Consider the following 24,148-nt stretch of genomic DNA (forward strand, 5'->3'; position numbering starts at 1 on the left):
TTTTGCCGGCCGACTTGAGCGAGTTCGGAGAATACTTCAAAGCGGAATGAGCGTGTCGCACGCTCAGCGTAAAACCTGATACGAGACGGATATTACGAGTGCTCGTAAGCGCCACGGCCGGGCGGGGCTCCCGCGCCGCATCGCGTTTGCGGGCGCCTTACGGCCTTGTTAGACTGGCTGCCCACACTCGCCGCCGACGCGACGCGATCCATGCGCCCGCCGTCGAGCACCCGCCGCGAGTTCACGCCGGCGGCACGAATAATCGGAGACGCCCATGTCCTACATGCTGCTTATCGTCGAACCTCCTCATCAGCGCGCCGAACGTGGCGACATCGCCGGGCGCGAAGTCTACGACCAGATGGTGCGTTTCGCGACCGGCCTGAAAGAGCGCGGCAAGCTGGTCACGGCTGAATCGCTGACTTCGTTGAACGACGCGGTGCGCGTTCAGGTCCGCGACGGCCAGACGAAATTGCTCGACGGTCCGTTCGCGGAGGCGAAGGAAATGGTCGGCGGCTTCTACCTGCTCAACTGCGAGACTCGCGAGGAAGCGCTGGAGATTGCGCAGGCGTGTCCGGCCGCCGCGTGGTGCACCGTCGAGGTCCGCAAGCTCGGGCCGTGCTTCATGTAGGCGAAGGCCGTTGAACCGCTTAGGCTTGTTGTCCGGTTGAGGGTTTTCCCTGGCGTACTGATCGGCGTGTCGATCGGACTGCGCGTGATTCGTCGTGTGAGTAAGGAGCCGGGCGTTTGACGCGCGGCCCCCTCTCTCACAACGAACGTCGCGCACGCGAAACAAGCTCAAGGAGAACGGCCATGCGATTCATGATTCTGGTCAAGGCGACCGCCGACAGCGAAGCCGGCAAGATGCCGGAGGCCTCGCTGATCGCCGCGATGGGCGCGTATCACGAAGAACTCGCCAAGGCGGGCGTGCTGCTCGATGCCACCGGCCTGCAACCCAGCTCGAAAGGCTGGCGTATCCGCTACAGCGGCGGCAAGCGCACGGTGATCGACGGTCCGTTCGCGGAAACGAAGGAACTGGTTGCCGGCTACACGCTGATCCAGGTGCGCTCGCGCGAGGAAGCGATGGAATGGGCGCGGCGCTTTCCGTCGCCGTTCGGCGAACACGCCGACGGGGAAATCGAGGTGCGGCAACTGTTCATGCTCGACGATTTCGAGCCCGGCCCCGAGGTGGACAGGATGCGCGAGGTGGAAGCGAACCGGCGCTGAAACGCGCGGCGTTCCGCTCTTCGTCGATTAACCCGGTCTTCGGATGCTATCCATCATGCACAAGCAAATCTACGTCAATCTCGCCGTCGACGATCTCGAACGCTCGAAGGCGTTCTTCAGCGACATCGGCTTCAAATTCGATTCGCAATTCACCAACCAGCAGGCGGCCTGTCTGATTCTTGGCGAGAATCTGTACGCCATGCTGCTGGTCAAGGACCTGTTCAAGTCGTTCACGCGCAAGCCGCTGTGCAATCCGAAGGAGGGCACGGAGGTGTTGGTGGGGTTGTCGTGCGCAAGCCGCGGCGAGGTGGACGCGCTGGTCGCGAAAGCGCGTGCTGCCGGCGGCACGGTGCCGCGCGCGCCGCAGGACTATGGCTTCATGTACGGCCACGGCTTCGAGGACATCGACGGACATATCTGGGAGCTGATCTACATGGATTCGAACGGCAAGGCGGCGGGTTGAGGCCGTGACGCGACAGGCTACCCACCGTGCCATCGAGGCAGTCTGGCGGATCGAGTCCGCCAAGGTCATCGCTCACGTCGCGCGGATCGTGCGCGACGTCGGGCTCGCCGAGGAACTGGCGCAGGACGCGCTGGTCGCGGCGCTCGAACATTGGCCCGACGCGGGCGTGCCCGACAACCCGGGAGCGTGGCTGATGGCGACCGCGAAGAACCGCGCGCTCGACCGCTTGCGTCAGGAAGCGCTGCATGCCCGCAAGCACGAGGAGCTGGGCCACGACCTCGACGCGCTGGAGGCGCACCTCGTGCCCGATTTCGTCGACTCGCTCGATGCCGCCCGCGCCGACGACATCGGCGACGATCTGCTGCGGCTGGTGTTCACCGCGTGCCACCCGGTGTTGTCGATGGAGGCGCGCGTCGCGTTGACGCTGCGTCTGCTGGGCGGGCTCACCACGGACGAAATCGCGCGTGCGTTTCTCGTGCCGGAGCCGACCGTCGCGCAACGCATCGTGCGGGCCAAGCGCACGCTGAGCGCGGCCAAGGTGCCGTTCGAGGTGCCGCAGGCGGAGGCGCGCGCGGCGCGGCTCGCGTCGGTGTTGCAGGTGATCTATCTGGTCTTCAACGAAGGCTACTCGGCCACGGCCGGCGACGACTGGATGCGCCCGGCGTTGTGCGAGGAAGCGTTGCGGCTCGGGCGCGTGCTGAGCGGTCTCGTGCCGGATGAAAGCGAGGTGCACGGACTGGTCGCGCTGATGGAGATCCAGGCGTCGCGCACGCCTGCCCGCACGGATGCGCAGGGCAAGCCGGTGCTGCTGATGGATCAGGACCGCAGCCGCTGGGACCCGCTGCTGATTCGCCGCGGACTGAGCGCGCTTGGCACCGCGCAGTCGTTGGGCGGCGCGAGCGGTCCGTACGCGTTGCAGGCTGCGCTGGCGGCGTGTCACGCGCGGGCACGCCGTGCCGAGGACACCGACTGGGCGGCGATCGTCGCGCTGTACGACGTGCTCGCGCAGGTCGCGCCTTCGCCGGTGGTCGAGTTGAATCGCGCGGTGGCCGTGGGCATGGCGTTCGGCCCCGAGGCCGGCTTGAAGATCGTGGATGCGCTCGCGGCCGATGCGGCGCTCGCGAATTATCAATGGCTGCCGAGCGTACGTGGCGATCTGCTCGCGAAGCTCGACCGCCGCGACGAGGCGCGCGCGGAATTCGAACGCGCGGCGGAGATGACGCGCAATGCGCGCGAGCGGGAGTTGTTGCTCGAGCGTGCGCGGAGTATGGCGCTTTAGTTGCCGGCGGATCATTTCGACGCGGCTTGCTCTTCAAGGATGGCCGTACGAAGTGTTCCCGAAGCAGGCAACGCGAAGCATGCAACGAGAAGCACGCAACGCGTTGCGCGAATGCGCACCCGTCACCGCGCTACGCGTCAACGTTTTAGGCGGCACTCGCCCGCAGCAGATAAAACTCTCGCGGCGCATCCCGCAGCGCGGGTGGATCGGCCAACGGGTCCAGCGACGGTTCGACGAACCGCCCCACGCTGACGCGTTCGAAACCCGCTACGATGCAGGCCGCCTCCAATGTCGCCGCATCATGCACGGCGAAGCCGAACACCGCGAATGGCATTTCTGCCGCCGACTCCGGCGTGATTGCCGCGATCACCAGCGTGCCGTCCTGACGCAACATTCGCCGTATCGCCTTCAGGCCGGCCGTGAGGTCGGGCCAGAAATACGTGCAGTTGATCGTGATGGCTTTGTCGAACGATGCAGTGGAAAACGGCATGGCGACGACGTCGGCGGTTTCGAGCAGCACGCGGCCTTCGCGGACCAGCGTCGCGTTACGACAACGCGCCACCGCGATCATGGTGGGCGACAGATCCACGCCGCTGTACATCACGCCCGGCGCCTGGGTGAGCACGAACGGAATGTGCGCGCCGTTGCCGAGGCCGACTTCGAGTACCTGTTCGTGCATGCGCAGATCGAGCAACTCGAACGCGGCTTCGATCACGGCGCGATTCGAGTGTCCCAGCATGTCGCCGACCGCGATACCGATGCTGCCCGCGGGACAGCCGAGTTGCGGCAGCAGGATGCTTTCGTCGAGACTCGCGACCTCGATGCCCGACCTTGAAGACAACGTAGTTTGACTCACAGCGATTCCTCCATGACGGATTGCGCCGGATCGCGCGACGATCGTGTCGCACGCAGATTAATCCGGGTTCCTTAATTTATGTCATGGAGTGGGGTGAGCGGGTATCTCTTTAATGCAGGTCTTCAAGCGAGGTCATGCCGCGCCGTGTCACGTCATGTCGCGCGGACCCTGGACGGGCCGCGCGACAGATTCACGCATCAGGTCGATCAGGCTGGTCAGGCCGAGAGCAGCGCCATCGCACCCGTGACGACACCGGCCGCCGCGACCACGAACGACAGATTGCGCAGCCATTTCTTGCGCGTCAGCAGGGTGATCGCGCACAGCGCGATAGCCACCTGAATCAGCGTGGTGGCCTGCGCCCAGCGATGATGTCCGTGCAGCAGCGCTTCGCTTTTCGCATCGTTATCCACCACTTCCTTTTCGATCGATTCGGCTTTCGCGCGGATCGGTTCCTTCTGCGACTTGTACTTGTCGACGTCGGCGAGGAACTTGGCGTGGGCATCCGCGTTATCAGCCGATAGCGCCGCGCCGAGTTCCGCGAGGTTCTGCTTCTCGCCCTTGGCCTGGTAGTAGTTCCACTGGTTCGATGCCTCGGTCTTCTTGATCGCGGCTTCGTTCTTGTAGTACAGCGCGAGGTTTTCGCTGTTGCCGCTCTGATACGCGCACAGCGCGCCGATCGTCGCGAGGATCGCCGTCATCACGGCCATGCGGCTCGCGAACGGGTCGGCGTCGTGATGACCGGCGTGTTCCACTGCATGGTCGTGCGGACCATGGACTTCATATTCTTCTGACATCCGATTCTCCGAGGCAATGCTTTTTTGTCGTCTTCGGGCGGCACGCGGGATCGCGGCGCGTGGATAGCGCGCACCACAGTGTGGCGCGCCAGCCCGGCGGGCTCAATCTTAGCGTGTGACGCACGGCGATGGAAAAGGTGCCCGGCGGAAGGGCGGCGCGGCAACGCTCGTCGGTGATGAACTGGGGTGCGTTGCCGCTTGGGGAGGGGATGTACTCGGGTGCGGGTGTGGCGTGAAGCGAGTGTGATGCGGATGTGGTTCGAACGTGAAGTGATCGGCACGTACGGTGCACTGTGGCCCGTGCTCCGTACGTGCGCTCAGTGCGCTCCGTGCGTGCGCGATTCGGCCGCGGGTTTAATGCAGACCGGCGGCGAGCCAGGTTCGCACCAGCGGGATCACGTGCTCGCCGCCCAGCATGCCGAGCAGGCCGACCAGCGCGACGGTCGGCGGTGCGGGCGATTTCACGTTCATCACGCTGTACAGCAATCCGACCACCACGCCGGCAGCCAGCGAGACCAGGTAGGCTTTCATGAGGTTGTCCTCGGCTTGGGTTTGAGCTAGAGGTTCAGCGTTGGCCTCGGCTTTAGCTTCAGGCCTTAGCTTTGGCTTCGGCTTCGGCTTCCGCTAAGGCTTCCGCTTCCAACGTTACATCGTGATCACAACCCGGCCGCGCGTGCCGGCGGCCACTGCCGCATACGCATCGCGAGCGCGTTCGAGCGGGAAGGTCTGCGCGATGACTGGCGCCGTCAGATTGCCGCTCTCGAAGCCCTCCACCAGCGCCGTCATCAACGGCGCCGAATCCGCGACACCAAGCTTCGCGCTATCCACGCCGAGCAACTGCGTCTCGTTGTGATAGAAGTCGATCACGTCGAATTCGACGCGGCGCTTGCCCGTGCTGCTGATTTCCAGCACCCGGCCGCGCCGTTTCGCGAGACTCAGCGCGGTTTCGAACGCGACCCCGCCGACGCTGTCGTACACCACGTCCGCGCCTGCGCCGCCGGTCAGCGCGCGCACGCGTTCGGCGGCGTGTTCGTCGAACGGCACGTAGTCGTCGAGCAGGCGCCCGGCGGGCGTTTGCGGATCCAGCGGATGACGGTCGATCGCGATCACGCGCGCGCCGCGCGCCTTGGCGATCTGCACCACCGCGCCGCCGACGCCGCCGCCCGCGCCGATCACCGCGATGGTTTCACCCGCTTGCAGATGCGCGTACTCGACTGTGCCGAGCCAGGCGACCACGAAGTTCACGCCGATCGCCGAGGCTTCCGCGTGGCTCAGCGTCGACGGCTTGCGCGACAGCGCGGCGAGCGGGATCTTGATGAACTCGGCGTGCGTGCCGTCGCGCGTGAAGCCGATGTCGCCGCCGGTGCCCCACACCTCGGCGCCGAGCCAGGCTTGCGGACCGTCCACCACCACGCCGCTGAAGTCGCGGCCCGGCGTGCGGGGCAGCGCGGTGTGTTCGAAATGGCCGGAGACGTTCTTGACATCGCTCGGGTTGACCGAGGCCGCCTTGATCTGCACGACGGCGCTGTCGGCGTCCGCCTGCAGGGCGGGCAGGGTGACGTAGTCGAGGACGTCGGGCGTGCCGAAAGACGTGAATTGAATGGCTTTCATCGCGGGATGCTCCTGTTGGGTCGGGGACCGCCGGTGCAGCGGATTGAGAGCAAGTTTAGTTGGCCGGTATGAAGGCGTCAGGACAAAGACTTTCGAATTTCGGACTTTCCATCCCCCAACGTGCTCTTCGCGTCGAACCCCGTCGGCGCCGCCCCCAGTTCCCGCCGGAACATATCGCTGAAGCTGCTCGGCTGGAACCCCAGCTCCCGCGCGATACGGCTCACCGGCCGCCCTTCGGCGAGTCCCGAGACGGCCACCGCCAGTTGCACCTGACGCCGCCACTCGGCGAAGCCCACGCCCAGTTCGCGCGTGAAGAGCCGCGCGAGGGTCCGCACGCTCGCGCCCACCGACGCCGCATGCTGCTCGAAGCTGATCGCGATCGACGGGTTGTCGATCACCGCGCGGCACAGCGCATCGAGACGCCGGTCCGACGCGTCCGGCAGCGCGATGCGCAGCGATGAGCGCGGCGCGCGCGCCAGCTCCAGCACGGCGAGGCGGTAGGCGGCTTCGAGATAGGCGTCGGCGCCGGTCGGCGTGCGCTCCTGTTCCGCGATCGATGCGATCAGCTCGCGCAGCAGACCGTTCACTTCGAGCACGTCGCTGCGATGGCTCAAGTGACCGACGTTGCGTTCGTGGAAGTAGAGATTGCGCATCTCCACGTCGCTCATCATGTGGATGGAATGCGGGGTGCCGCCAGGCAACCAGACCGCGCGCTGCGGCGGCACCACCAGCGCCTCGCGGCCGACCTCGACCCACATCACGCCGGACACCGCGTACAGCACCTGCGCCCACGTATGCGAGTGCGGCTCGATCCGCAGCCCGCGCGGGTAGCGCCGCGCGAGCGCGCTGGCGCCGGCGGCATCACGGAGTTCAGGCGGGCGGGCTTTCGGCACGGCGGTCAGGGGCGGCTCGGGCCGCACAGAGCGGATCGGCGTCGCGAATCGATGTCGCGCGTTGGCGTCACGGGTCGGCGTCGCGGATCAGGGTCGCGGACCATGGCGGTCCGTGTGCGAAGCATAGCGTGAGACGCTTGCTGCGTCAGGTGCGATGACCCATCGAGAGCAGCAGTAACGAGAGCGTCGCGATCGATCCGACCGTCGACAGCAGAATGGTCCGCGACGTGATGTGCGCTTCACGCCGATAGAACTCGGCGAGCATGAACGGCCCGGTGCCGGTGGGCAGCGCGGCCAGCACCACCGCCATCTCGACCAGCGCGGGCGAGAGCTTGAACACGCAGGCCGCGAGCCACCAGGTGAGCGCGGGTTGCAGCACGAGTTTCACGCCGGTCAGCAGCAGCGAAATGCCGTGTGCGCCGCTGTCGGACGGACGCCTCTCGGCGAGGAACAACCCGAGGCTCACGAGCGCGCAGGGACTTGCCGCGCCGCTCAGCAGCTTGAGAAACGTCTGCGCGCTGGCCGGCATCGCGACATGCAGGCCCGCCATCAGCATGCCCGCGATCGGCGACACGATCAGGGGATTGCGCGCCAGTGAACCCAGCACCTTCAAACCGAGCTTGTGGGGCGTGCGCTCGGTCTGCAGGCCGATCTCGATCAGCACGATCGCGAACGCGAACAGCACGCACGCGACGAGGATCGTGGCGATCGTGGTCGGCGTCAAACTGGCTGGGCCGAACGCGATCAGCGCGAGCGGAAAGCCGATATAGCCGGTATTCGGATACGAGGCCGCGATCGCATCGACGCTGGCATCGGCCAGATGCCGGCCGTTCAGCAAACGCAACGCGAGGATCAGCACGAACACGGCGGCGCACGCGATCGAGAATGTCGCGACGAATGCAGGTTGGTACAACTGCTCCCACGTGGCGCGCGCCATCGTGTCGAACAGCAACGCGGGCAGCGCGAGCCAGACCACGAAACGGTTCAGCTCCGACGCGGAGTTCGGGCCGAGCACGCCGCGCCGCCGGCAGGCGAAGCCCGCGAAGATCAAACCGAACACGGGGAGCAGGATTTCGAGGGTGGCTAACATCGGTAAAAGCAGGTTGAGCGGGCAGGAGGATGCGCCAGCGTAGTGGCTTGCGTTGATACAATCCAATACTGTTTTTCGAGTTCGACGATACCTTTTTTGCATCGTCAATCAGGATGGGCACATGGTGATCGATATCAAGCCGCTACGCTACTTCGTGACGCTGGCCGAAACGCGTCATTTCGGCCGCGCGGCGGCGCGTCTGAATCTGTCGCAGCCGCCGTTGAGCCGGCAGCTGGCGGCACTGGAGACGAGCCTCGGCGTCACGTTGATCGAGCGCAGTCCGCGCAGCGTGACGCTGACCGCGGCGGGCGAGCGTTTTTATGCGGACGCGAAAGCGATCCTCGCCTCGCTCGATCAGGCGGTGAGCAACGCGCAGGCGGCGGCGCACGGCGACGCGGGCAAACTCGCGATCGGCTTCACGATGTGCGCGGCGTATAGCGTCGTGCCCGGCTACGCGCGCGTGTTCGGCGCCGCGTATCCCGATGTCGCGCTGAATCTGCGCGAGGTCGTGTCGAACGATCTTGCCGCGCAGGTACTCGCCGGGCAGATCGACGCCGCGATCATGTTTCCGAACGTGCCCGACAAGGGGCTCGCCACGCGCACGATTCTCAGCGAGCCGCTGTGCGTGGCGCTGTCGCGTCGTCATCCGCGCGCGCGGGCGCGGCGTCTGAAGATCGCGCAGCTCGCCGGCGAGCCGTTCGTGCTGGCGTCCACGGAAGTCGCGCCGAGTTTGCGCGCGACCATCCTCGATCATTGCCGCTCGGGCGGCTTCGAGCCGGATGTGCGTTTCGAAGTGCAGTTGCAGCAGACCGTGTTGAGTCTCGTGGACGAGGGCGTGGGCGTCGCGCTGGTGCCGGCGTCGATGCGCAAGGCGCAACTGGCGGGCGTGGTGTTCAGACCGCTCGTCGATGCGCCGCTGATCGAGCAGGTGCTCGCGTGGTCGCCGGCGAATCGCAATCCGTGTCTGGCGCGGTTTCTCGAGTTGGCGTGGGGGCCGGCTGTGTCAGACCCGCAGCTAGTTAAGGTTGAAGGTGGGTCAGCGGCGGGGCGGCGGGCTTGTTTGATTCGTCGTCCGGATAGCGCAGCGCGTCCTGCCTGATGAGCCGGCGGCGCCAGAAGGTCCATGCGGTCAGCGCGGCGTAGACCGTGTAGCGCACCGCTTCCGAGCCGATCGCCGCGCGCGGATCGTTCGGCCATTGCCAGACGATCAGCACCCGCACGACGTTCTCGCCGATCATGCCGATGCCCCACACGAGCGTCATCAAGCGGATCGAGGCGGCGAGCATGGGACGCTCGCGCCAGTGCCGCTCGAAGCTCGCGGCGCCGAGCGGGTCTTCGCGCACCATCGTCGAGCGGGCGAGGTAAAACACCAGCGGCCGTCGCAACGCGAGCGACGCCAGGAACACGACGCCGATCGCGGCCGACACCATCGGATCTTCGAGCGCGCGCGTCTCGGGATTGTGGCTGACGGCGGTAACGGGAATCGCCAGCGCGATGCCGGCGAGCACCATCGCGCTGAGCGCATCGAAATGGCGATGCCGCAGCAGATCCCAACTCATCCACGCGAGCAGCGGCAATGCCGAGGCGATCAACGCGCCGGGCAGGCCCCAGTGCGGCAAGGCGAGCCGGTAGACGAGCCAGGGGAGGGCCACGTTGACGACGAGTGCGGTGAGGTAGCGCGGGCGGAGTTTCATGAGCCAGGCCTTCGGGTGCGAGACCATGATGTTCGACGGCACTTCGAATGCGCCGGTGCGTCGTATCGAGCGCTTGCGACGCGGTTCGACGAGTGTAGGGCGAAGCCTGCTCACATGCTACCGTGCGCCGTGCGTAACGAGACCACGGTCGCCCGTGCGAACGAACCTGGCGAATGAAAAATCTGCGATGATCGAACGCACTTCAATCCGCGCGTCGTCACCCAACCGCTCGCACGTTCTCATGACCTCTCTGTCCACCCCACCTACCCTCCTCACCACCGCCCGCCTGACCCTCACCCCGCACACCCCCGCCGATTTCCTCGACAGTTACGCGATGTGGTCCGATCCCGAGGTGATCCGCTACATCGGCGGCAAGCCGTTCACGCGGGAGGAGGTGTGGGCGCGTCTGCTCCGCTACGCCGGACACTGGGCGCTGCTCGGCTACGGCTACTGGGTGGTGCGGGACAAGGAGAGCGGCCGTTTCCTCGGCGAAGTCGGTCTTGCCGACTATCACCGGGAAATCGAACCGTCGCTGCTGGGGACGCCCGAAATGGGCTGGGCGCTGGACCCGGCCGGGCACGGCCGCGGCTACGCGACCGAAGCGGTGCTGGCCGCACTCGCGTGGGCCGATCTGAAGTGGCCCGGCAAGGACACCGTCTGCATCATCGCGCCGGAAAACCAGCCGTCGCTGCGGGTCGCGCACAAGTGCGGCTACCGCGAGCGACTGCGTACGACCTACAAAGGCAATCCGACTATCGTGCTGCGTCGAACGCCTGACGCGAGTTGAGCCGTTCGCGTGCGACCAGATCGACGAGCTTGTCGATCTGCTGCCCTTGCGCGTCGAAATTGGCGGCGTCGAGCCAACGCGTGTAGCTCGTGCGCAGCGCCGGCCATTCGCCGTCGATCACCGAGAACCACGCGGTGTCGCGATTGCGCTGGTGATACACGATCGCCTGACGGAAGATGCCCTCGAAGGTGAAGCCGTAACGCGACGCGGCGGCGCGCGACGGACCGTTCAGCGAATCGCACTTCCACTCGAAACGCCGGTAGCCGAGCACGTCGAAAACCTGCGTCATCAGCAGGAACATCGCTTCGGTGGCGACGCGCGTGCGCTTCAGGCGTGGCGAATACGTGACGTGCCCCACTTCGATCACGCCGTTCACCCGGTCGATGCGCATCAGCGCCAGCGTCCCCACCGCCTTGCCGGTCGCCAGATCGATCACCGCGTGGTGCAGCGGATCGGGCGACGCGGCCATGCGCGTCAAGTGCTCGCGATAGGCTTCGAGGCTGTCGAACGGGCCGACGTTCAGATAGGTCCAGTCGCGCGCATCGGCGGCCGAGCTGTACGCTTCGTAGAGATCCGCCGCATGACGTTCGACGTCGACCGGTTCGATCCGGCAATACTGGCCGGTGAGCGGCGCGCGGCCGGGCGCCTGCGCGCCTGTCCAGTTCAGCACGGGCGCGCCGATGGGCTGCTCGAACTCGTTGCGTCTGGGTTCCATCACTGTTCTCCTGTCTATCCGATCGATACGGGGTGGCGATTCATGGCTGGGTAGGCTCGTGCGCGCGATGCCGATGAAATAGGACGATACGGCAAACGTGGTATGTTAAAAAGATCCACGATCGAACCATTTCATAGGTCCAGCTACGATGATCGAGATCATTGGGCCGCTCACCGATCCGGCGGCGGCGAGCGCCATCAACCCGGTGAATCCGGCGAATCCACACGCGGGCGCGGGCGGCAACGGCGCTCAGGCCGGCAAGCCAGTGCCGCTGCAAAAACAGCTGATCGACCGGTTGCAGCAGGCGATTCTCTCCGGCCGTCTGCCGGCGAATTCCCCGCTGCCCTCGTCGCGCGTGCTGGCGGCCGAGATGGGCGTGTCGCGCAACACTGTGGTGATCGCCTACGAGCATCTGGCCGCCGTCGGCTTTATCGTCGCCGACAGGAAGGGCACGCGCGTGAGTCCGCTGTCCAGCCCGGCCGCACGCGGCGAACCGGCGACCCCCGCCGCCGCGCCCGAGGTCGCGTACGCGACGCGCGTCGGCCAGTTCACCGCTACGCGGACCCACGTCGACAACACGTTTCCGATGACGCCGGGCACGCCCGCGCTGGACCGCTTCCCGCTGAACGTCTGGCGCCGCGCGCTCGAACGGTCGCTGGAGCGCGCGCTGCCGCTGACGCTCGGCTACGGCGCCCCGGCCGGCGAGCCGGCGCTGCGCGACGCGATCGCCGCGCATCTGCGGATGGCGCGCGGCGTGCGCTGCGACGGCGAGCAGGTGGTGATTACCGAGGGCGCGCAGGAGGCGCTGAACCTGTGCGTGCGCCTGCTCACCAATCCCGGCGACGTCGCGTGGGTCGAGGACCCCGGCTATCGCGGCGCGAAGGCCGCGTTCAACGTCGGCGATCTGCGCACCGTGCCGGTTCCCGTCGACGCCGAAGGCATCGCCGTGCCGCCTGGCGCGTGGGCCGATCCGCCGAAGCTGATCTACACGTCGCCCGCGCACCAGTATCCGACCGGCGCGGTGCTCTCGGTGGCGCGACGTCTGGAGCTGATCGCGCAGGCGCGCCGCTGCGGCGCCTGGTTGATCGAGGACGACTACGACGGCGAGTTCCGCCACACCGGCGAGCCGATCGCCAGCATGCAGGGCCTCGTCGACGACGCGCCGGTGCTCTACGTCGGCTCGTTCAGCAAGACGATGTTCCCGGCGCTGCGCATCGGCTTCGTGGTGCTGCCGCGAGCGATCGCCAGGCAGTCGGCGGTGGCGGTGCAGGAGATGCTGCGCGGCGGGCATCGGCTGGAGCAGATCGCGCTCGCGCATTTCATCGACAGTGGCGAATTCGGGCGGCACCTCGGGCGCATGCGGCGGCTGTACCGCGAGCGTCAGCAGGCATTGCGCGACGCGCTCAACGCGCATTTCGCGCCCGCCGAGATTCTCGGCGGCAACTGCGGCATGCATTTGACGCTGCGTCTGCCGCCCGCGATCGACGATCGCGCGCTAGCGGCCGGAGCCGTCGCCAAAGGGCTCAATCCGCGCGCGCTGTCCAGTTTCGCGTTGCGGCCGCAACCGCGCACGAACGGCCTTGTGATCGGTTACGGCAGCACGCCCGGCGAACGCCTGACGCCCGCGGTGCGCGTGCTGGCGGCGCTCGCGGCCGAGCTGGACGGCGTGCCGCGGCAAACGACTTCGTCCCGGCATCGCGTGTAAGTTTTTACGTTTGTCCGGGTGGCCCATGTCGCGCTATCGTGTCGCCTATGCGTGGCGAAATCCGTCGGCCGGAGGCCGGCGCAGACGCCCGCAGCCCGTGCCCAGCGCGCCGCACCGCAACATCGCGCGGCAGGCGAAGCGCGCTGGCCGGGCCGCTTCCGGGCCGCCGTCGGCCCGGGCATGAAGCATGCCTTTGTTGTGGTTATCTATGACGATCTATCCGACCGGAGACGACATGAAGGAAATCGAACCGACCCCGTGGTTTGAGCTTGCCGCCCACACTCCCGTGCGCGAAGGCTGGTACGAGGTGCAATTGACGAGCGGGGACACGGCTTTCGCCAAATTCGGCGAAGGCGTCTGGACCGAGAAACCGTTGCTGGTCTTCACGCACTGGCGCGGGCTGTCCGCCGATCCGTCGAAAGCGGCCGAAGGCGAGGCCGAGTCGATCGGCGCCGAAGCCACCGCGGCCCAAGGCGTGCGCGCCGCGTGGAACGCGTTCTTCCCGGGCCTCGGCGAAGAACAGCACAAACCGCTGGACGCGGTGCCCAACGGCAAGGCGCCGCACTAAGCATTCACGCCTGACGTGCCAGAAAGACCAAAGCGGCGGCCCGCGTGACGGGTCGCCGCTTTTTTTACGTCTGATGACAAATGGGTGGCGAGCGTCGCGCGGTGTGTCTCTATCAGCCGCGCCCGCCGTCGACTCACTCGACGCCTTCGGCAAACGCCTTGAGCGCCTCCCCCGCCAACCGGTAGCGCACCCATTCGCTCTGCGCGCTCGCGCCGATCGACTCGTAAAAGCCGATCGCCGGTTCGTTCCAGTCGAGCACGCTCCATTCGAAACGTCCGCAGCCGCTTTCGCACGCAATCTGCGCGAGGTGGCGCAGCATCCGTTTGCCCGCGCCGCTGCCGCGCGCGGCCGGCGAGATGTACAGATCTTCCAGGTAAAGCCCGTGCTTGCCGAGCCACGTCGAGTACGAGTGGAAGTACACGGCGAAGCCGATCGGCTCGCCGTTCATTTCGCAGATCAACGCCTTCGCGGTGGAAGTCTCGGAGAACAGGCTCGTTTCGATGTCCGCGACGCAAGCCACGACTTCGTGCTCCGCCTTCTCGTAGATCGCGAGTTCGGTGATGAAGCGCAGGATCAGCGCAGCGTCGGCCGCGTGGGCGCGGCGAATGTGGATAGTCAAGATGAAGTGCTCGCTCGGGTGAAAAGGGACCGGCGTTTTACGAGGACACGTCGGCTGCGAATCGGATCGCTATCGTAGCGTCGATCGCTTCGCATTGGCCAGTTGCATGAACCACTTTTCCGCGCGATGACGATTGACGCATCGTGTCCCGATCGTTTACTGTCGATGCATGGACTTCCACTCGATTCCCTTCGCTGCCGTCACCACCACGACGACCACCTTCACAGGCGGGTCGTCTGGAGGTTGCACACGCTAGCAGCACGGAAGCAGTGGCAAACCACCGAAGGCCCCGCCGGAAACGGACGGGGCCTTCGGCATTTCTGGACCCTCCGTTTGCGGCATCTCTCGCCGCGTCGAGCGGCAATCGACATAACGGAGCGTGACTGTGAACGACATCGACCATCGTGTATTGGGCAACAAGCTCGATCTTTTCCATCAGCAGGAAGAAGGCGCCGGGATGGTTTTCTGGCATCCGCGCGGCTGGACCCTGTATCGCGTGCTGGAAGACTACGTGCGGGCGCGCATGCGCCGCGCCGGCTTTCGCGAGATTCGCACGCCGCAACTGCTGGCGCGCTCGCTGTGGGAAAAGAGCGGCCATTGGGAGAAGTTCGGCGCGGCCATGTACTCGCTCGCCGACGCGGAAGAAGGGCGCGCGCTGTGCCTGAAACCGATGAGCTGTCCGTGTCACGTGCAGGTGTTCAATCAACGCGTGCGCTCGTATCGCGAGCTGCCGGTGCGGTATAGCGAGTTCGGCGCGTGTCATCGCGACGAGCCGTCGGGATCGCTGGAGGGATTGAAGCGCACGCGCGCGTTCGTGCAGGACGACGCGCACGTGTTCTGCGCGCAGTCGCATATCGAAGCGGAAGTCGGACGGTTCTGCGCGTTGTTGCGCGCGGTGTACGCGGACCTCGGCTTTCCGGATTTCAAGGTCGCGCTCGCGACGCGCCCCGCGCTGCGCTCGGGCAGCGAGGCGACGTGGGATCGCGCGGAAAGCGCGTTGGCGAATGCCGCGCGCGCCGCGGGTCTGGCGTTCGATCTGCTCGAGGGCGAAGGCGCTTTCTACGGGCCGAAACTCGAATTCCATCTGATGGACAGTCGCGGGCGAAGCTGGCAATGCGGGACGATCCAGCTCGACTTCGTGCTGCCCGACCGGCTCGATGCGGAGTTCGTCAACGAGCGCAACGAACGCGAGCGGCCGGTGATGATTCATCACGCGGTGCTCGGCAGCATGGAGCGGTTCATCGCGATGCTGCTCGAACATCATGAGGGATGGTTGCCGGTGTGGCTCGCGCCCGACCAGGTCGTCGTCGCGACGATCAGCGACGCGAATGCGGGCTACGCGCATGAAGTCATGCAGGCGCTGGACGATGCGGATATTCGCGTGGTGCTCGACAGCCGGCCGGAACGGCTGGAGAAGAAGATCGTCGATGCGCGGGAGAAGCAGGCGCCGCTGATGGTGGTGGTCGGTTCGCGCGACGAACGCGACCGCACGGTCAGCATTCGTCAGCGTGACGGGCAGCAGATTACGTTGCCATTGGCGGAAGGCGTCGAGCATTTGACGCTCGCCGCGCGTGCGCCGAGGTTGCCGCCAAGACCGTGATGCAGCGAGGCACGGCCGCGCGCAACGCGCGGCCGTGCCATTCACGCGCGATGGCGTCAGACCGCCATCGCCTCTTTCTGACGCAGCAGATGCGCGTGCAATCCATCCCACAGACGCATGCGCTCGTCGATCGCCGCGAGTCCCGCTTCCAGCGCCTCGCGCAGTTTGCGTTCGTCGCCGCCCGCCGCCTCGACGATCATCGCGCGCGCGGCGGGACCATGCTCGCCCGAATCCACTTCGATATGACGATCGAGATAGAACGTGAGCAGGGGCACGCTCGTGCGCTCGATCTTCCAGCCGGCCAGCAGCGTGCGGAACATGTCGGGAATGACGTTCTCGCGCCCATAGAAGAAGTTGCCGAGCACCTGATGCGTCGCGCCGTCGTAGCAGGTCGCGAACGTCGAGTCGACGAAGCGGATCACCGGCGCGGGCGCATCGACCGCGCGCAGCGCGCCGTGCACGCTCTCGCCCTCGGCGAGCAACGCGATCATCTGCTCGATGCGCCCGGTGCTCGCGCCGACATCGCGCATCGCATGCAGATACAGATCGAAGTGACTCATCGGTCCGTTCGGCGTTTCATCGCATTCCTCGCCGAGCACGATCTCGTTGATCAGCCGCGCGGCGCTCGCATTGCGCGGCGCGATCCACGGCAGCGTGATGGTGGTGAGATCGGCTTGCAGACGTTTGACGAGCGACATGAAATCCCACACTGCGAACACATGCCACTCCATGAACGTGCGCAACCCCGGCACGGTATCGATGGAGTGAAAAACCGGATGATGCGCGAGCGCCGCGTGGCGTTGCGCGAGCTGTGCTTCGAGTTGTTCGATGGTGCTCATGATGGTCGTTGTCCTCGGAAAATTGCTCCGATAGCGGCCATGGGCGGCATGACAGCAAAGTCAGCCAGCGTCGCGCAATCGATGCGACAGTACCCATGCCGATTCGGGGCATGTATTAAGTCACGGCTTTGAGTTTGATAGAGAGTGCCGACAGGCGCGTCATACGCCTCGACACGGGCTTTGAAACCCGTGTCAGCGGATAAGATAGGCCAATTTCTTTTTTTAAGAACCGGTAATTGCGGAAATATTCTCTCTATATGCGATTTGAATCTTTTATATCGTTTGGCTTGATCGACATGCGCGTTGTTTTGCATGGCGATGGCGCGTTTGTCATGACCGTGCAAGATGTGGGAGCGAGCCGATGACCCGCATCGAACGAACGATGTTGCTTACGCTGGCGCTCGCGCTGTTTCCGGTGACCAGTCGCGCGGACGTGGGCAGCCTCGGCGGTCTCGCGATGTTCGCGTTGGAGGTGGGCGCCGTGCTGTGGGGCGTGCTGACCTTGCTGTTCTTTCTGTTGATGCGTCGGCGTCTCACGTTGGGCAAGCGGATCGCGTGCACGGTGTTGTTCTGTTTTGCGCCTGTGTTGTACGTGGCGCTGCTGCTGCTCAAGTCGTACGCGTTCGGCGAGTTCGAGCGCGACGTGACCGAGACCACCCGCAAGCCCGTTGTCGTATCCGGCGCGACGTTTCCGCCCGGCAGCCAGGCGCATTACACGGAGACAGGCGGCTTCCTCGGTCTAGGCGCGGACCGTACGCTTCTGGATATTCGCAGCCCGAAGCCGGTTTTGTTGGGCAGCATCCGGATCGACAGCATGAAAGTGGATAGCGGTGGTGACGAGCTCACCGTGGACCTGAGCGTCGAGCAGACGATCGACGGCTGGCTTTGCGCGGGAGGCGAATACACGGTGGTTTACGCCGAACCGACCGGCATTTCCCTGTACTCGTGCTGGCTGTCCCAGCCGCGCGAGTGGCGCGGCAAGACGGTGCCGGCCGGGACCTTCGTGTCCCGCAATGGGAACACGGGAGACTGGCTTCTTGCCGAAGCGCAGGAGATGCCGCGGCCAGATCAGAACTAGGCAGCAGCGCTGTGCGGCGAGCTGCCGTGGCGGCGTTTTCATCGGCCGCCGCCACGACATGCCGCACCGATCGCCTAATCGGCGAGCAACTGCCGGACCCCTTCGGCTGCCGCGTCACGCAGCGCCTCCAGATCGAGGCCGGGAATCACGCCGTCGTCCACCACCACGCGGCCGTTCACCACGTTGTAGCGCACACGGGCCGGCTCGCCCGCCGTCACCGGCGCCACCGCGAGATCGTGGAAGCCGTTGAAGCGCAGATCGCCGACGTCGTACAGCACGAAGTCCGCCGCCTTGCCCACTTCGAGCGTGCCCACCGCGTCGAGACCGAGCACGCCCGCGCCACCCGCGCTGCCCCAGTGAATCGTTTCCTCGACGGTGGTGGCCGACGCGCCCTGCGCCGCGCGATGCACGAGCCACGCGAAATGCGCCTCGTTGGTCATGCTGCCGGATTCATTCGACGCCACGCCGTCCACCGCCAGCGACATCGGCACGCCGGCCGCCGCCATCTGCGGCGCGGGCGCGATACCGCTGCCGAGCCGCGCGTTGCTGACCGGGCAATGCGCGCAACCGCTGCCGGTTTCCGCGAGCAATGCAATTTCGCTCGGCTGCAAATGGACCAGGTGTGCGAACCATACGTCGGGACCGAGCCATTCGTGATCGGCGACGAATTCGACCGGCAGCTTGTCGAAGCGCTCGCGGCAGAAGTCGACGTAACGCGTCGTCTCCGATAGATGCGTGTGCAACCGTAAGCCCATGCGCCGGGCGGCGCGCGCGACTTCCGGCAGCAGGTCGGGCGGCAGGGAAAAGGTCGGCGTGGTGGGCGCGACGACCACGCGACGCATCGAAGCATCGCTCGCATCGTGATAGCGCGCTTTCAGACGTTCGATGTCGGCCAGCATCTGGTCGAGCGTCTCCGGTTTGAGCGCGAGCTTCGAAAACCCCGGATGATCGCCCGCCGCCTGCAACGCGCCACCCCGGCACAGCACGAAGCGCAGACCGAACGACGCCGCTTCGTCGAACAGCAGATCGCCGGTTTCGGTGCTGCCTTCCGCGTGATACAGATAGTGGTGATCGGCGCAGGTCGTCACGCCGGACAACAGCAATTCCGCCATGCCGAGCCGCGCGGCGACCCGTGCCAGTTCCGGCGTGAAGCGCGCGAGCCGCGGATACGGCACGGCGGCGAGCCAATCCTGCAGGTCGGCATTGATGCCGGACGGCACCGCCTTCAGCAGGTTCTGGAACAGATGATGGTGGGTATTCACCCAGCCGGGGTAGACGACGCACGAACGCGCATCGATCACGCGTTCGTCGGCGCGCGGCGCCAGATTCGGCGCGATGGTCTCGATCCGCCCGTCGCGGATGCGCAGATCGACCTGGCCCAGCCGCGCGCGCTCGCCGCTCAGGCCGCTCATCACGGCGATGGGGTTCTTGATCAGCAACGCTTCAGTTTGCATGCTCACGATTCCTTGTCCTTTCCGTTACTGCGAGGCGGCCCCGGTCTTCCCGACACACGCGGGCCGCCGTGCGTTTTGCCGCCGCTTATTCGCGGACCATGTGGTGGGCCGGTACGACTTCCTTTTCTTCTTCGTGCGCGCCGTTGAGTACGGCGTTCAGCACCACCGAGACGAGGCAGGCCAGCACCACGCCGCTATGCAGGAACGGCTGCGTCCAGTCGGGCATGTGCTTGAAGACCTGCGGCGCCATCACCGGAATCAGCGCGGTGGCGATCGTGAAGCCGACGATCAGCACGTTGTAGCGATTGCGTTCGAAGTCGACCTTCGCCAATGTCTGCACACCGGCCGCGACCACCACGCCGAACATCGCGATGCCGGCGCCGCCGAGCGCGGCCGACGGCGTCGAGGCCACCACCGCGCCGATCTTCGGCACCAGCGCGACCACGCACATCAGCAAGCCGCTGATCGCGACGACCCAGCGGCTGCGCACGCCGGTCAGGATCACGAGCCCGACGTTCTCCATGAACGCGATGAACGGAAACGCCGCGAACATGCCGGCAATCGCGCTCGCCAGACCGTTGGCGCGCATGCCGCGCACCACGTCTTCCTCGCTGACGTCCTTCGCGACGATGTCGCCGATCGCGACGAACAGGCCCATCGATTCGACCATCTGCACGACCATCACGACGATCATCGTCAGGACGGGGACCACGGAGAACACGGGCGTGCCGAAGTGGAACGGCACCGGCATCGTGAACCACGGCGCGGCGCCGACGCTCGCGAAATTACCCATGCCGAGCGAGCACGCGAGAATGCCGCCCGCGATCAGGCCGATCAGCACCGACAGATTGCGCAGGAACGGCCCGGCGAAACGGTTGATCGCGAGAATCACCAGCGCGACGAACAGCGTGACGCTGAGAAAGGGCAACGCGCCGAACTGCTGCTGCGCGGCCTCGCCGCCGCCCGCCCATTGATACGCAACGGGAAATAGTTGCAGACCGATCACGGTGACGATGCAACCGGTGACGACAGGCGGGAAGAATCTTCGCAAGCGTCCCACCAGCGGCGCGGCGAACATCGTGAACAGGCCCGCGCCGATCACCGCGCCGCACACGCCCGCGAAGCCGACGCCCGGACTCGTGCCGATCGCGATCACCGGGCCGACGCTGCTGAACGCGACGCCTTGCAGGATCGGCAGACGCACGCCGAACTTCCAGACGCCGACGGTTTGCAGCAAGGTCGAGATGCCGGAGCAGAACAGGGCCGTGCTGATCAGCACGGTCGTATCGGCCGGCGACATCTTCAGTGCCGACGCAACGATCAGCGGCACCGCGATGGCGCCGATATAAGCCACTAGCATGTGCTGCAAGCCCAGCGTGATCATCTGACGCTTCGGCAAAACGCGATCGACCGGGTGTATGGCGGTGTTCATGACGTGTCTCCAATCCCATGCAAGGGGGATGCTGCGATGTGGTTATCGATCGGCGCGCGCCGCACGCCGCGCGGTCGCGGCTGTGCGTATCACGCTTGCGCGCCGAACGGATCTCCCGTCAGGCCGCTACGGATTCGGCGAGACAGGCTCGGAAGCGGTCGGTCAGCGCGGCGCGATCGAGATCGCGGCCGATGAAAACGATGCGGCACGTGCGCGGCTCGCTGCCCCACACCTGGGCGGCACGCAGTTCGATCACGTTGTGCACGCCTTGCAGCACGTAGCGATGCGACTGGCCCTGCACGGCGAGAATGCCCTTCATCCGGAACAGGTTGGTGGCGTCCGCGTCGCGCAGTTCGGCGAGCCAGGCTTGCAGTGCGGCGAGGTCGATGTCGGCGTCGACTTCGATGCCGACGGAGGACACGCTGTCGTCGTGCTGGTGGCCGGAGTGATCGTCGGACTGGTGGGCGTGGGCTTCGTGTTGCTCATGCTCATGCTCGTGTTCATGCAGGTGGTCGTGCTCGTGCTCATGATCGTGAGCTTCGGCAGGCTGTTCGTGCGCGTGTTCGCTTGAGTGTGCGTGTGCGTGTGCATGCGCGTCTTCACCCAAGCCGTCGGTCTCCACCAGAATCTGCGAAAACTCGTTCGCGCCCACGCCGAGAATCCGGTCGAGGTCGATCTGCGCGTAGCTCGATTCCACGATTTCCGCCGTCGCGTTGAGCCCACGAATGCGCTGCGTCAACGAAGCGATCTCGGCGGGGCCGACCAGGTCCACCTTGTTGATGACGATCCGGTCCGCGCAGACGATCTGATCGACCGCCTGGTTGTCGCTGCCGTCCAGCACGATGTCGTCCAGATGCGCGGCGATATGCTTGGCGTCGACCATCGTGACGACCGCGTCCAGCGTGACCTGTTTCGCGATCGGATCGTCGAGGAAAAAGGTTTGCGCGACCGGATACGGATCGGCGAGCCCGCTGGTTTCCACGATGATGTGATCGAGCCGGTCCGGTCTTTCCACCAGCATGCGCACGATCCGCACCAGGTCCTCGCGTACCGCGCCGACGCAGCACACGCAGCCATTGGTCATTTCGTAGATCTCTTCGGTGGATTCGAGCACGAGGCCACCGTCGATACCGATCTCGCCGAACTCGTTTTCGATCACCGCGATCTTGCGACCATGCTTCTCGCGCAGGATGTAGTTGAGCAGGGTGGTTTTGCCGGCGCCGAGGAAACCGGTCAGGACTGTGACGGGGATTTTCTCGATGTCGTTGTGGGTGGTGTGAATGTGATTCATGGCTCGTCTCCGTTTCAACGTTCGTACTGCGGTTCTGCGGCTTCCTGCTGATTTCTGCTGGATGCGGCGATGCGGTGTTCAGGGCGCACCGGCGTTCAGGCGTTTTGCGTCACGGGTGGATCGGTCTCCCGCCAGCGCTGGACCGTGCCCGCTTCCAGCCCGAACAGATCGAGCACGCGGCCCAGCGTGTGATCGATCATCTGGTCGAGCGAAGCGGGGCGCGCGTAGAACGCCGGCACGGGTGGCGCGACGATCGCGCCCATTTCGGTGACGGCGATCATGTTGCGCAAATGCGCCAGCGTGTACGGCGTTTCGCGCGCCAGCAGCACCAGCGGACGACGTTCTTTCAACGTGACGTCGGCGGCGCGCGAGATCAGGCTCGACGACAGGCCGCTCGCGATTTCGGCGAGCGTCTTCATCGAGCAGGGCGCGACGATCATGCCGAGCGACCGGAACGATCCACTGGAAATCGCCGCGGCCATATCGTCGCAACGGTAGGTGGTGGCGGCGAGCGCGCTGACTTCGGCGAACTTGTAGTCGGTTTCGTGCGTCATGGTCAGCAACGCGCTGCGAGACACGACCAGATGCGTGTCGATGTCGAGCCGGCGCAGCAGTTGCAATAGCCGCACGCCGTACACGAAGCCCGACGCGCCGCTGATGCCGACCACCAGCCGCCGCGGGCTCATGACCGTGCTCCGGCGACACCGGCGATACCGGCAACACCGGCAACACCGGCAACACCGGCAACACCGGCAACACCGGCGCGCGAAAGAATCTCCACCGCGCGCTGTGCCGCACCTTCGTCGATGCGCGCACGAATGCCGTCGAAGTGCGAGCCGCGCGTCGCATCGATACCCATGCGCGAGGTCGTGCCCGCCGCCGAGGACGACGGATCGAGCGGACTGCCCGGCAAACCGTCGACGATAAACACGTCCTGATGCGGCTGAAAATGCGTGGCGATGGCCCACAGCACCTGCGAGTCGCTGGTGATGTCGATGTCGCTGTCCACCGCCACGACGTTCTTCAGATACGGGTCCCAGCCGAGCAGCGCGAGCATGATCTGCCGCGCTTCGCCGTCGCGGGTCTGGTTCAACGCGACGTAGCAGTGAAAGTGCGTGCCGGAATTCGGGTAATGCAGTGCCGTGACCGACGGGAAGCGCGCCTTCAGCTTCTCGCTCATCTCGGCTTCGCGCGGCAGGCGAGCCAAGGTCAGATGTTCGGCGTAAGGGCCGCCCACGACGTCGACCAGCCACGCGTCGTTGCGCCGCATCAGCGTATCGACGCGCAATACGTTATTGGTCGAACGGTCCGACGAGTAGCCGGTGAACTCGCCGAACGGACCTTCCTCGGCGTGCGCTTCGGGATCGATCGTGCCTTCCAGCACGAACTCGGCCGACGCGGGTACGCCGATGCCGTGGCGCGGCGTACGCACCAGTTCGAGCGGCGCGCCGAACAGGCCGCCGGCGATCGCGCGCTCGTCGGTGCCGAACGGCACGCGGGCGGCGGCGGCCAGCATGAATAGCGGATGCGCGCCGATCACCATCGCGACTTTCAGACTGTCGCCGCGCGACCTCGCGGTTTGCAGCATGCGCCAGAGATGGCCGCGCGAATGCAGACTCGTGGCCAGCGCGTTACGCGCATGACGCATCGAGCGGTGATAGCTGAGATTGGCGACGCCCGTCACCGGATCTTCGGCGACGATCACCGCGTTGGTCACGTACGGGCCGCGGTCGGTGTCGAAGTGGCGGATCATCGGCAAGTGCGCGAGATCCACGGCGTCGCCTTCGATCACCTGATCCAGAACTGGACCGTTCGCGACGAACACCGGCGCCACGGGCGCATTTGCGCGCTGTTGATAGGCATCGAACAGATGGTTTGCGTCGACGTCGAACAGGCGGCCGATGCGGGTGCGCGACGCGAAGAAATTGGTGGCCAGCGGCGTCGCGATACCGTCGACGTGCTCGCAGATCAGCAGCGGATGCTGGCCGCGCGCCGCGAGTTCGGCGACGACGGCGGTCACGTCCTGATCGGCGGAAAGCGGTTGCTTGAGCGTGAGGACATCGTCGGGATAGCGCTCGCGATAGTCGAGTGCGAAGCGATGAAAATCCTGCGTGGCGCGGAAGAGATGGTCCGCCATGGTGAACTCCGTGCAGAGC

Annotated in this window: 25 protein-coding genes; 10 read left to right on the forward strand and 15 right to left on the reverse strand. The window is 65.8% G+C overall.

Annotated elements, in window-relative coordinates; translation table 11 throughout:
- The first annotated feature begins 274 nt into the window (after window positions 1-274).
- From LFL96_RS28015 to LFL96_RS28030, 4 genes are all read left to right on the forward strand, one after another.
- Window positions 275-628 (forward strand): YciI family protein, encoded by a 354-nt coding sequence (locus LFL96_RS28015; protein ID WP_281001150.1) that lies wholly within the window; start codon window positions 275-277, stop codon window positions 626-628.
- Window positions 629-810: 182 nt separating this feature from the next.
- Window positions 811-1,224 carry a YciI family protein gene (locus tag LFL96_RS28020; protein WP_281001151.1) on the forward strand — a complete coding sequence of 138 codons (414 nt, stop codon included), beginning with the start codon at window positions 811-813 and terminating at the stop codon, window positions 1,222-1,224.
- Window positions 1,225-1,279: 55 nt separating this feature from the next.
- On the forward strand, window positions 1,280-1,687 hold the full coding sequence (locus LFL96_RS28025) for a VOC family protein (protein WP_281001152.1): 408 nt from the start codon (window positions 1,280-1,282) through the stop codon (window positions 1,685-1,687).
- 4 nt (window positions 1,688-1,691) lie between these two features.
- Window positions 1,692-2,966, forward strand: coding sequence for an RNA polymerase sigma factor (locus LFL96_RS28030; protein WP_281001153.1), 1,275 nt, complete (start codon window positions 1,692-1,694; stop codon window positions 2,964-2,966).
- Window positions 2,967-3,111: 145 nt separating this feature from the next.
- On the opposite strand, the gene LFL96_RS28035 is transcribed toward LFL96_RS28030, so the two are convergent.
- From LFL96_RS28035 to LFL96_RS28060, 6 genes are all read right to left on the reverse strand, one after another.
- The gene (locus LFL96_RS28035) at window positions 3,112-3,822 is read right to left on the reverse strand and encodes a class I SAM-dependent methyltransferase (protein WP_281001154.1); all 711 of its coding nucleotides are present in this window, start codon (window positions 3,820-3,822) and stop codon (window positions 3,112-3,114) included.
- Between the two features lie 215 nt (window positions 3,823-4,037).
- Window positions 4,038-4,616 carry a DUF4337 domain-containing protein gene (locus LFL96_RS28040; RefSeq protein WP_281001155.1) on the reverse strand — a complete coding sequence of 193 codons (579 nt, stop codon included), beginning with the start codon at window positions 4,614-4,616 and terminating at the stop codon, window positions 4,038-4,040.
- A 354-nt stretch (window positions 4,617-4,970) separates the two neighbouring features.
- Complete coding sequence (locus LFL96_RS28045; RefSeq protein WP_105505491.1) at window positions 4,971-5,147, reverse strand: DUF1427 family protein; 177 nt, start codon at window positions 5,145-5,147, stop codon at window positions 4,971-4,973.
- A gap of 114 nt (window positions 5,148-5,261) precedes the next feature.
- A complete protein-coding gene (locus LFL96_RS28050) occupies window positions 5,262-6,227 on the reverse strand; it encodes a zinc-binding alcohol dehydrogenase family protein (RefSeq protein WP_281001156.1) in 966 nt (321 codons plus the stop codon).
- Window positions 6,228-6,304: 77 nt separating this feature from the next.
- Complete coding sequence (locus LFL96_RS28055) at window positions 6,305-7,120, reverse strand: helix-turn-helix transcriptional regulator (protein WP_281001157.1); 816 nt, start codon at window positions 7,118-7,120, stop codon at window positions 6,305-6,307.
- 145 nt (window positions 7,121-7,265) lie between these two features.
- Window positions 7,266-8,210, reverse strand: a complete 945-nt coding sequence (locus LFL96_RS28060) for an AEC family transporter (RefSeq protein ID WP_281001158.1) — start codon at window positions 8,208-8,210, stop codon at window positions 7,266-7,268.
- Between the two features lie 124 nt (window positions 8,211-8,334).
- Between LFL96_RS28060 and LFL96_RS28065 the strand changes: the two genes are divergently transcribed.
- Window positions 8,335-9,309, forward strand: a complete 975-nt coding sequence (locus tag LFL96_RS28065) for a LysR family transcriptional regulator (protein ID WP_281003879.1) — start codon at window positions 8,335-8,337, stop codon at window positions 9,307-9,309.
- On the opposite strand, the gene LFL96_RS28070 is transcribed toward LFL96_RS28065, so the two are convergent.
- Window positions 9,230-9,904, reverse strand: coding sequence for a VC0807 family protein (locus LFL96_RS28070; RefSeq protein ID WP_281001159.1), 675 nt, complete (start codon window positions 9,902-9,904; stop codon window positions 9,230-9,232). The two genes, LFL96_RS28065 and LFL96_RS28070, sit on opposite strands and share 80 nt — an antisense overlap.
- A gap of 250 nt (window positions 9,905-10,154) precedes the next feature.
- Here LFL96_RS28070 and LFL96_RS28075 point away from each other — a divergent pair, with 250 nt between their 5' ends.
- On the forward strand, window positions 10,155-10,691 hold the full coding sequence (locus LFL96_RS28075; protein ID WP_281003880.1) for a GNAT family N-acetyltransferase: 537 nt from the start codon (window positions 10,155-10,157) through the stop codon (window positions 10,689-10,691).
- Here LFL96_RS28075 and LFL96_RS28080 read toward each other — a convergent pair.
- Window positions 10,657-11,406, reverse strand: a complete 750-nt coding sequence (locus tag LFL96_RS28080; protein WP_281001160.1) for a GNAT family protein — start codon at window positions 11,404-11,406, stop codon at window positions 10,657-10,659. The two genes, LFL96_RS28075 and LFL96_RS28080, sit on opposite strands and share 35 nt — an antisense overlap.
- A gap of 148 nt (window positions 11,407-11,554) precedes the next feature.
- Here LFL96_RS28080 and LFL96_RS28085 point away from each other — a divergent pair, with 148 nt between their 5' ends.
- Both LFL96_RS28085 and LFL96_RS28090 read left to right on the forward strand, forming a co-directional pair.
- Window positions 11,555-13,111 (forward strand): PLP-dependent aminotransferase family protein, encoded by a 1,557-nt coding sequence (locus LFL96_RS28085; protein WP_281001161.1) that lies wholly within the window; start codon window positions 11,555-11,557, stop codon window positions 13,109-13,111.
- A 235-nt stretch (window positions 13,112-13,346) separates the two neighbouring features.
- Window positions 13,347-13,679, forward strand: coding sequence for a hypothetical protein (locus tag LFL96_RS28090; protein ID WP_281001162.1), 333 nt, complete (start codon window positions 13,347-13,349; stop codon window positions 13,677-13,679).
- 133 nt (window positions 13,680-13,812) lie between these two features.
- On the opposite strand, the gene LFL96_RS28095 is transcribed toward LFL96_RS28090, so the two are convergent.
- Complete coding sequence (locus LFL96_RS28095; protein ID WP_281001163.1) at window positions 13,813-14,298, reverse strand: GNAT family N-acetyltransferase; 486 nt, start codon at window positions 14,296-14,298, stop codon at window positions 13,813-13,815.
- Between the two features lie 385 nt (window positions 14,299-14,683).
- Here LFL96_RS28095 and thrS point away from each other — a divergent pair, with 385 nt between their 5' ends.
- Window positions 14,684-15,898, forward strand: a complete 1,215-nt coding sequence (gene thrS / locus LFL96_RS28100; RefSeq protein ID WP_281001164.1) for a threonine--tRNA ligase — start codon at window positions 14,684-14,686, stop codon at window positions 15,896-15,898.
- A gap of 56 nt (window positions 15,899-15,954) precedes the next feature.
- Here thrS and LFL96_RS28105 read toward each other — a convergent pair whose 3' ends face one another.
- Window positions 15,955-16,737, reverse strand: coding sequence for a DUF3050 domain-containing protein (locus LFL96_RS28105; RefSeq protein WP_281001165.1), 783 nt, complete (start codon window positions 16,735-16,737; stop codon window positions 15,955-15,957).
- A gap of 361 nt (window positions 16,738-17,098) precedes the next feature.
- Between LFL96_RS28105 and LFL96_RS28110 the strand changes: the two genes are divergently transcribed.
- Complete coding sequence (locus tag LFL96_RS28110; RefSeq protein ID WP_281001166.1) at window positions 17,099-17,815, forward strand: hypothetical protein; 717 nt, start codon at window positions 17,099-17,101, stop codon at window positions 17,813-17,815.
- A gap of 74 nt (window positions 17,816-17,889) precedes the next feature.
- Here LFL96_RS28110 and LFL96_RS28115 read toward each other — a convergent pair whose 3' ends face one another.
- From LFL96_RS28115 to LFL96_RS28135, 5 genes are all read right to left on the reverse strand, one after another.
- Window positions 17,890-19,275, reverse strand: a complete 1,386-nt coding sequence (locus LFL96_RS28115; RefSeq protein WP_281001167.1) for an amidohydrolase family protein — start codon at window positions 19,273-19,275, stop codon at window positions 17,890-17,892.
- A 79-nt stretch (window positions 19,276-19,354) separates the two neighbouring features.
- Entirely contained in the window at window positions 19,355-20,701 is a 1,347-nt protein-coding gene (locus LFL96_RS28120; RefSeq protein WP_281001168.1) for a nucleobase:cation symporter-2 family protein, read from the reverse strand.
- A 118-nt stretch (window positions 20,702-20,819) separates the two neighbouring features.
- Window positions 20,820-21,992 carry a GTP-binding protein gene (locus tag LFL96_RS28125; RefSeq protein ID WP_281001169.1) on the reverse strand — a complete coding sequence of 391 codons (1,173 nt, stop codon included), beginning with the start codon at window positions 21,990-21,992 and terminating at the stop codon, window positions 20,820-20,822.
- A gap of 95 nt (window positions 21,993-22,087) precedes the next feature.
- Window positions 22,088-22,678 (reverse strand): UbiX family flavin prenyltransferase, encoded by a 591-nt coding sequence (locus LFL96_RS28130; RefSeq protein WP_281001170.1) that lies wholly within the window; start codon window positions 22,676-22,678, stop codon window positions 22,088-22,090.
- On the reverse strand, window positions 22,675-24,129 hold the full coding sequence (locus LFL96_RS28135; protein ID WP_281001171.1) for a UbiD family decarboxylase: 1,455 nt from the start codon (window positions 24,127-24,129) through the stop codon (window positions 22,675-22,677). The genes LFL96_RS28130 and LFL96_RS28135 overlap by 4 nt, the downstream gene beginning before the upstream one ends.
- Window positions 24,130-24,148 lie beyond the last annotated feature (19 nt).

It is taken from the genome of Paraburkholderia sp. D15 (assembly GCF_029910215.1).
Lineage (GTDB): Bacteria > Pseudomonadota > Gammaproteobacteria > Burkholderiales > Burkholderiaceae > Paraburkholderia.

What these genes read in the sequence shown, in the direction of transcription:
- LFL96_RS28015 (WP_281001150.1), top strand. Translation starts at nt 275, where the DNA reads ATGTCCTACATGCTGCTTATCGTCGAACCTCCTCATCAGCGCGCCGAA.
- LFL96_RS28020 (WP_281001151.1), top strand. Translation starts at nt 811, where the DNA reads ATGCGATTCATGATTCTGGTCAAGGCGACCGCCGACAGCGAAGCCGGC.
- LFL96_RS28025 (WP_281001152.1), top strand. Translation starts at nt 1,280, where the DNA reads ATGCACAAGCAAATCTACGTCAATCTCGCCGTCGACGATCTCGAACGC.
- LFL96_RS28040 (WP_281001155.1), bottom strand. Translation starts at nt 4,616, where the DNA reads ATGTCAGAAGAATATGAAGTCCATGGTCCGCACGACCATGCAGTGGAA.
- LFL96_RS28045 (WP_105505491.1), bottom strand. Translation starts at nt 5,147, where the DNA reads ATGAAAGCCTACCTGGTCTCGCTGGCTGCCGGCGTGGTGGTCGGATTG.
- LFL96_RS28050 (WP_281001156.1), bottom strand. Translation starts at nt 6,227, where the DNA reads ATGAAAGCCATTCAATTCACGTCTTTCGGCACGCCCGACGTCCTCGAC.
- LFL96_RS28060 (WP_281001158.1), bottom strand. Translation starts at nt 8,210, where the DNA reads ATGTTAGCCACCCTCGAAATCCTGCTCCCCGTGTTCGGTTTGATCTTC.
- LFL96_RS28070 (WP_281001159.1), bottom strand. Translation starts at nt 9,904, where the DNA reads ATGAAACTCCGCCCGCGCTACCTCACCGCACTCGTCGTCAACGTGGCC.
- LFL96_RS28080 (WP_281001160.1), bottom strand. Translation starts at nt 11,406, where the DNA reads ATGGAACCCAGACGCAACGAGTTCGAGCAGCCCATCGGCGCGCCCGTG.
- LFL96_RS28085 (WP_281001161.1), top strand. Translation starts at nt 11,555, where the DNA reads ATGATCGAGATCATTGGGCCGCTCACCGATCCGGCGGCGGCGAGCGCC.
- LFL96_RS28090 (WP_281001162.1), top strand. Translation starts at nt 13,347, where the DNA reads ATGAAGGAAATCGAACCGACCCCGTGGTTTGAGCTTGCCGCCCACACT.
- LFL96_RS28105 (WP_281001165.1), bottom strand. Translation starts at nt 16,737, where the DNA reads ATGAGCACCATCGAACAACTCGAAGCACAGCTCGCGCAACGCCACGCG.
- LFL96_RS28110 (WP_281001166.1), top strand. Translation starts at nt 17,099, where the DNA reads ATGACCCGCATCGAACGAACGATGTTGCTTACGCTGGCGCTCGCGCTG.
- LFL96_RS28120 (WP_281001168.1), bottom strand. Translation starts at nt 20,701, where the DNA reads ATGAACACCGCCATACACCCGGTCGATCGCGTTTTGCCGAAGCGTCAG.
- LFL96_RS28125 (WP_281001169.1), bottom strand. Translation starts at nt 21,992, where the DNA reads ATGAATCACATTCACACCACCCACAACGACATCGAGAAAATCCCCGTC.
- LFL96_RS28130 (WP_281001170.1), bottom strand. Translation starts at nt 22,678, where the DNA reads ATGAGCCCGCGGCGGCTGGTGGTCGGCATCAGCGGCGCGTCGGGCTTC.
- LFL96_RS28135 (WP_281001171.1), bottom strand. Translation starts at nt 24,129, where the DNA reads ATGGCGGACCATCTCTTCCGCGCCACGCAGGATTTTCATCGCTTCGCA.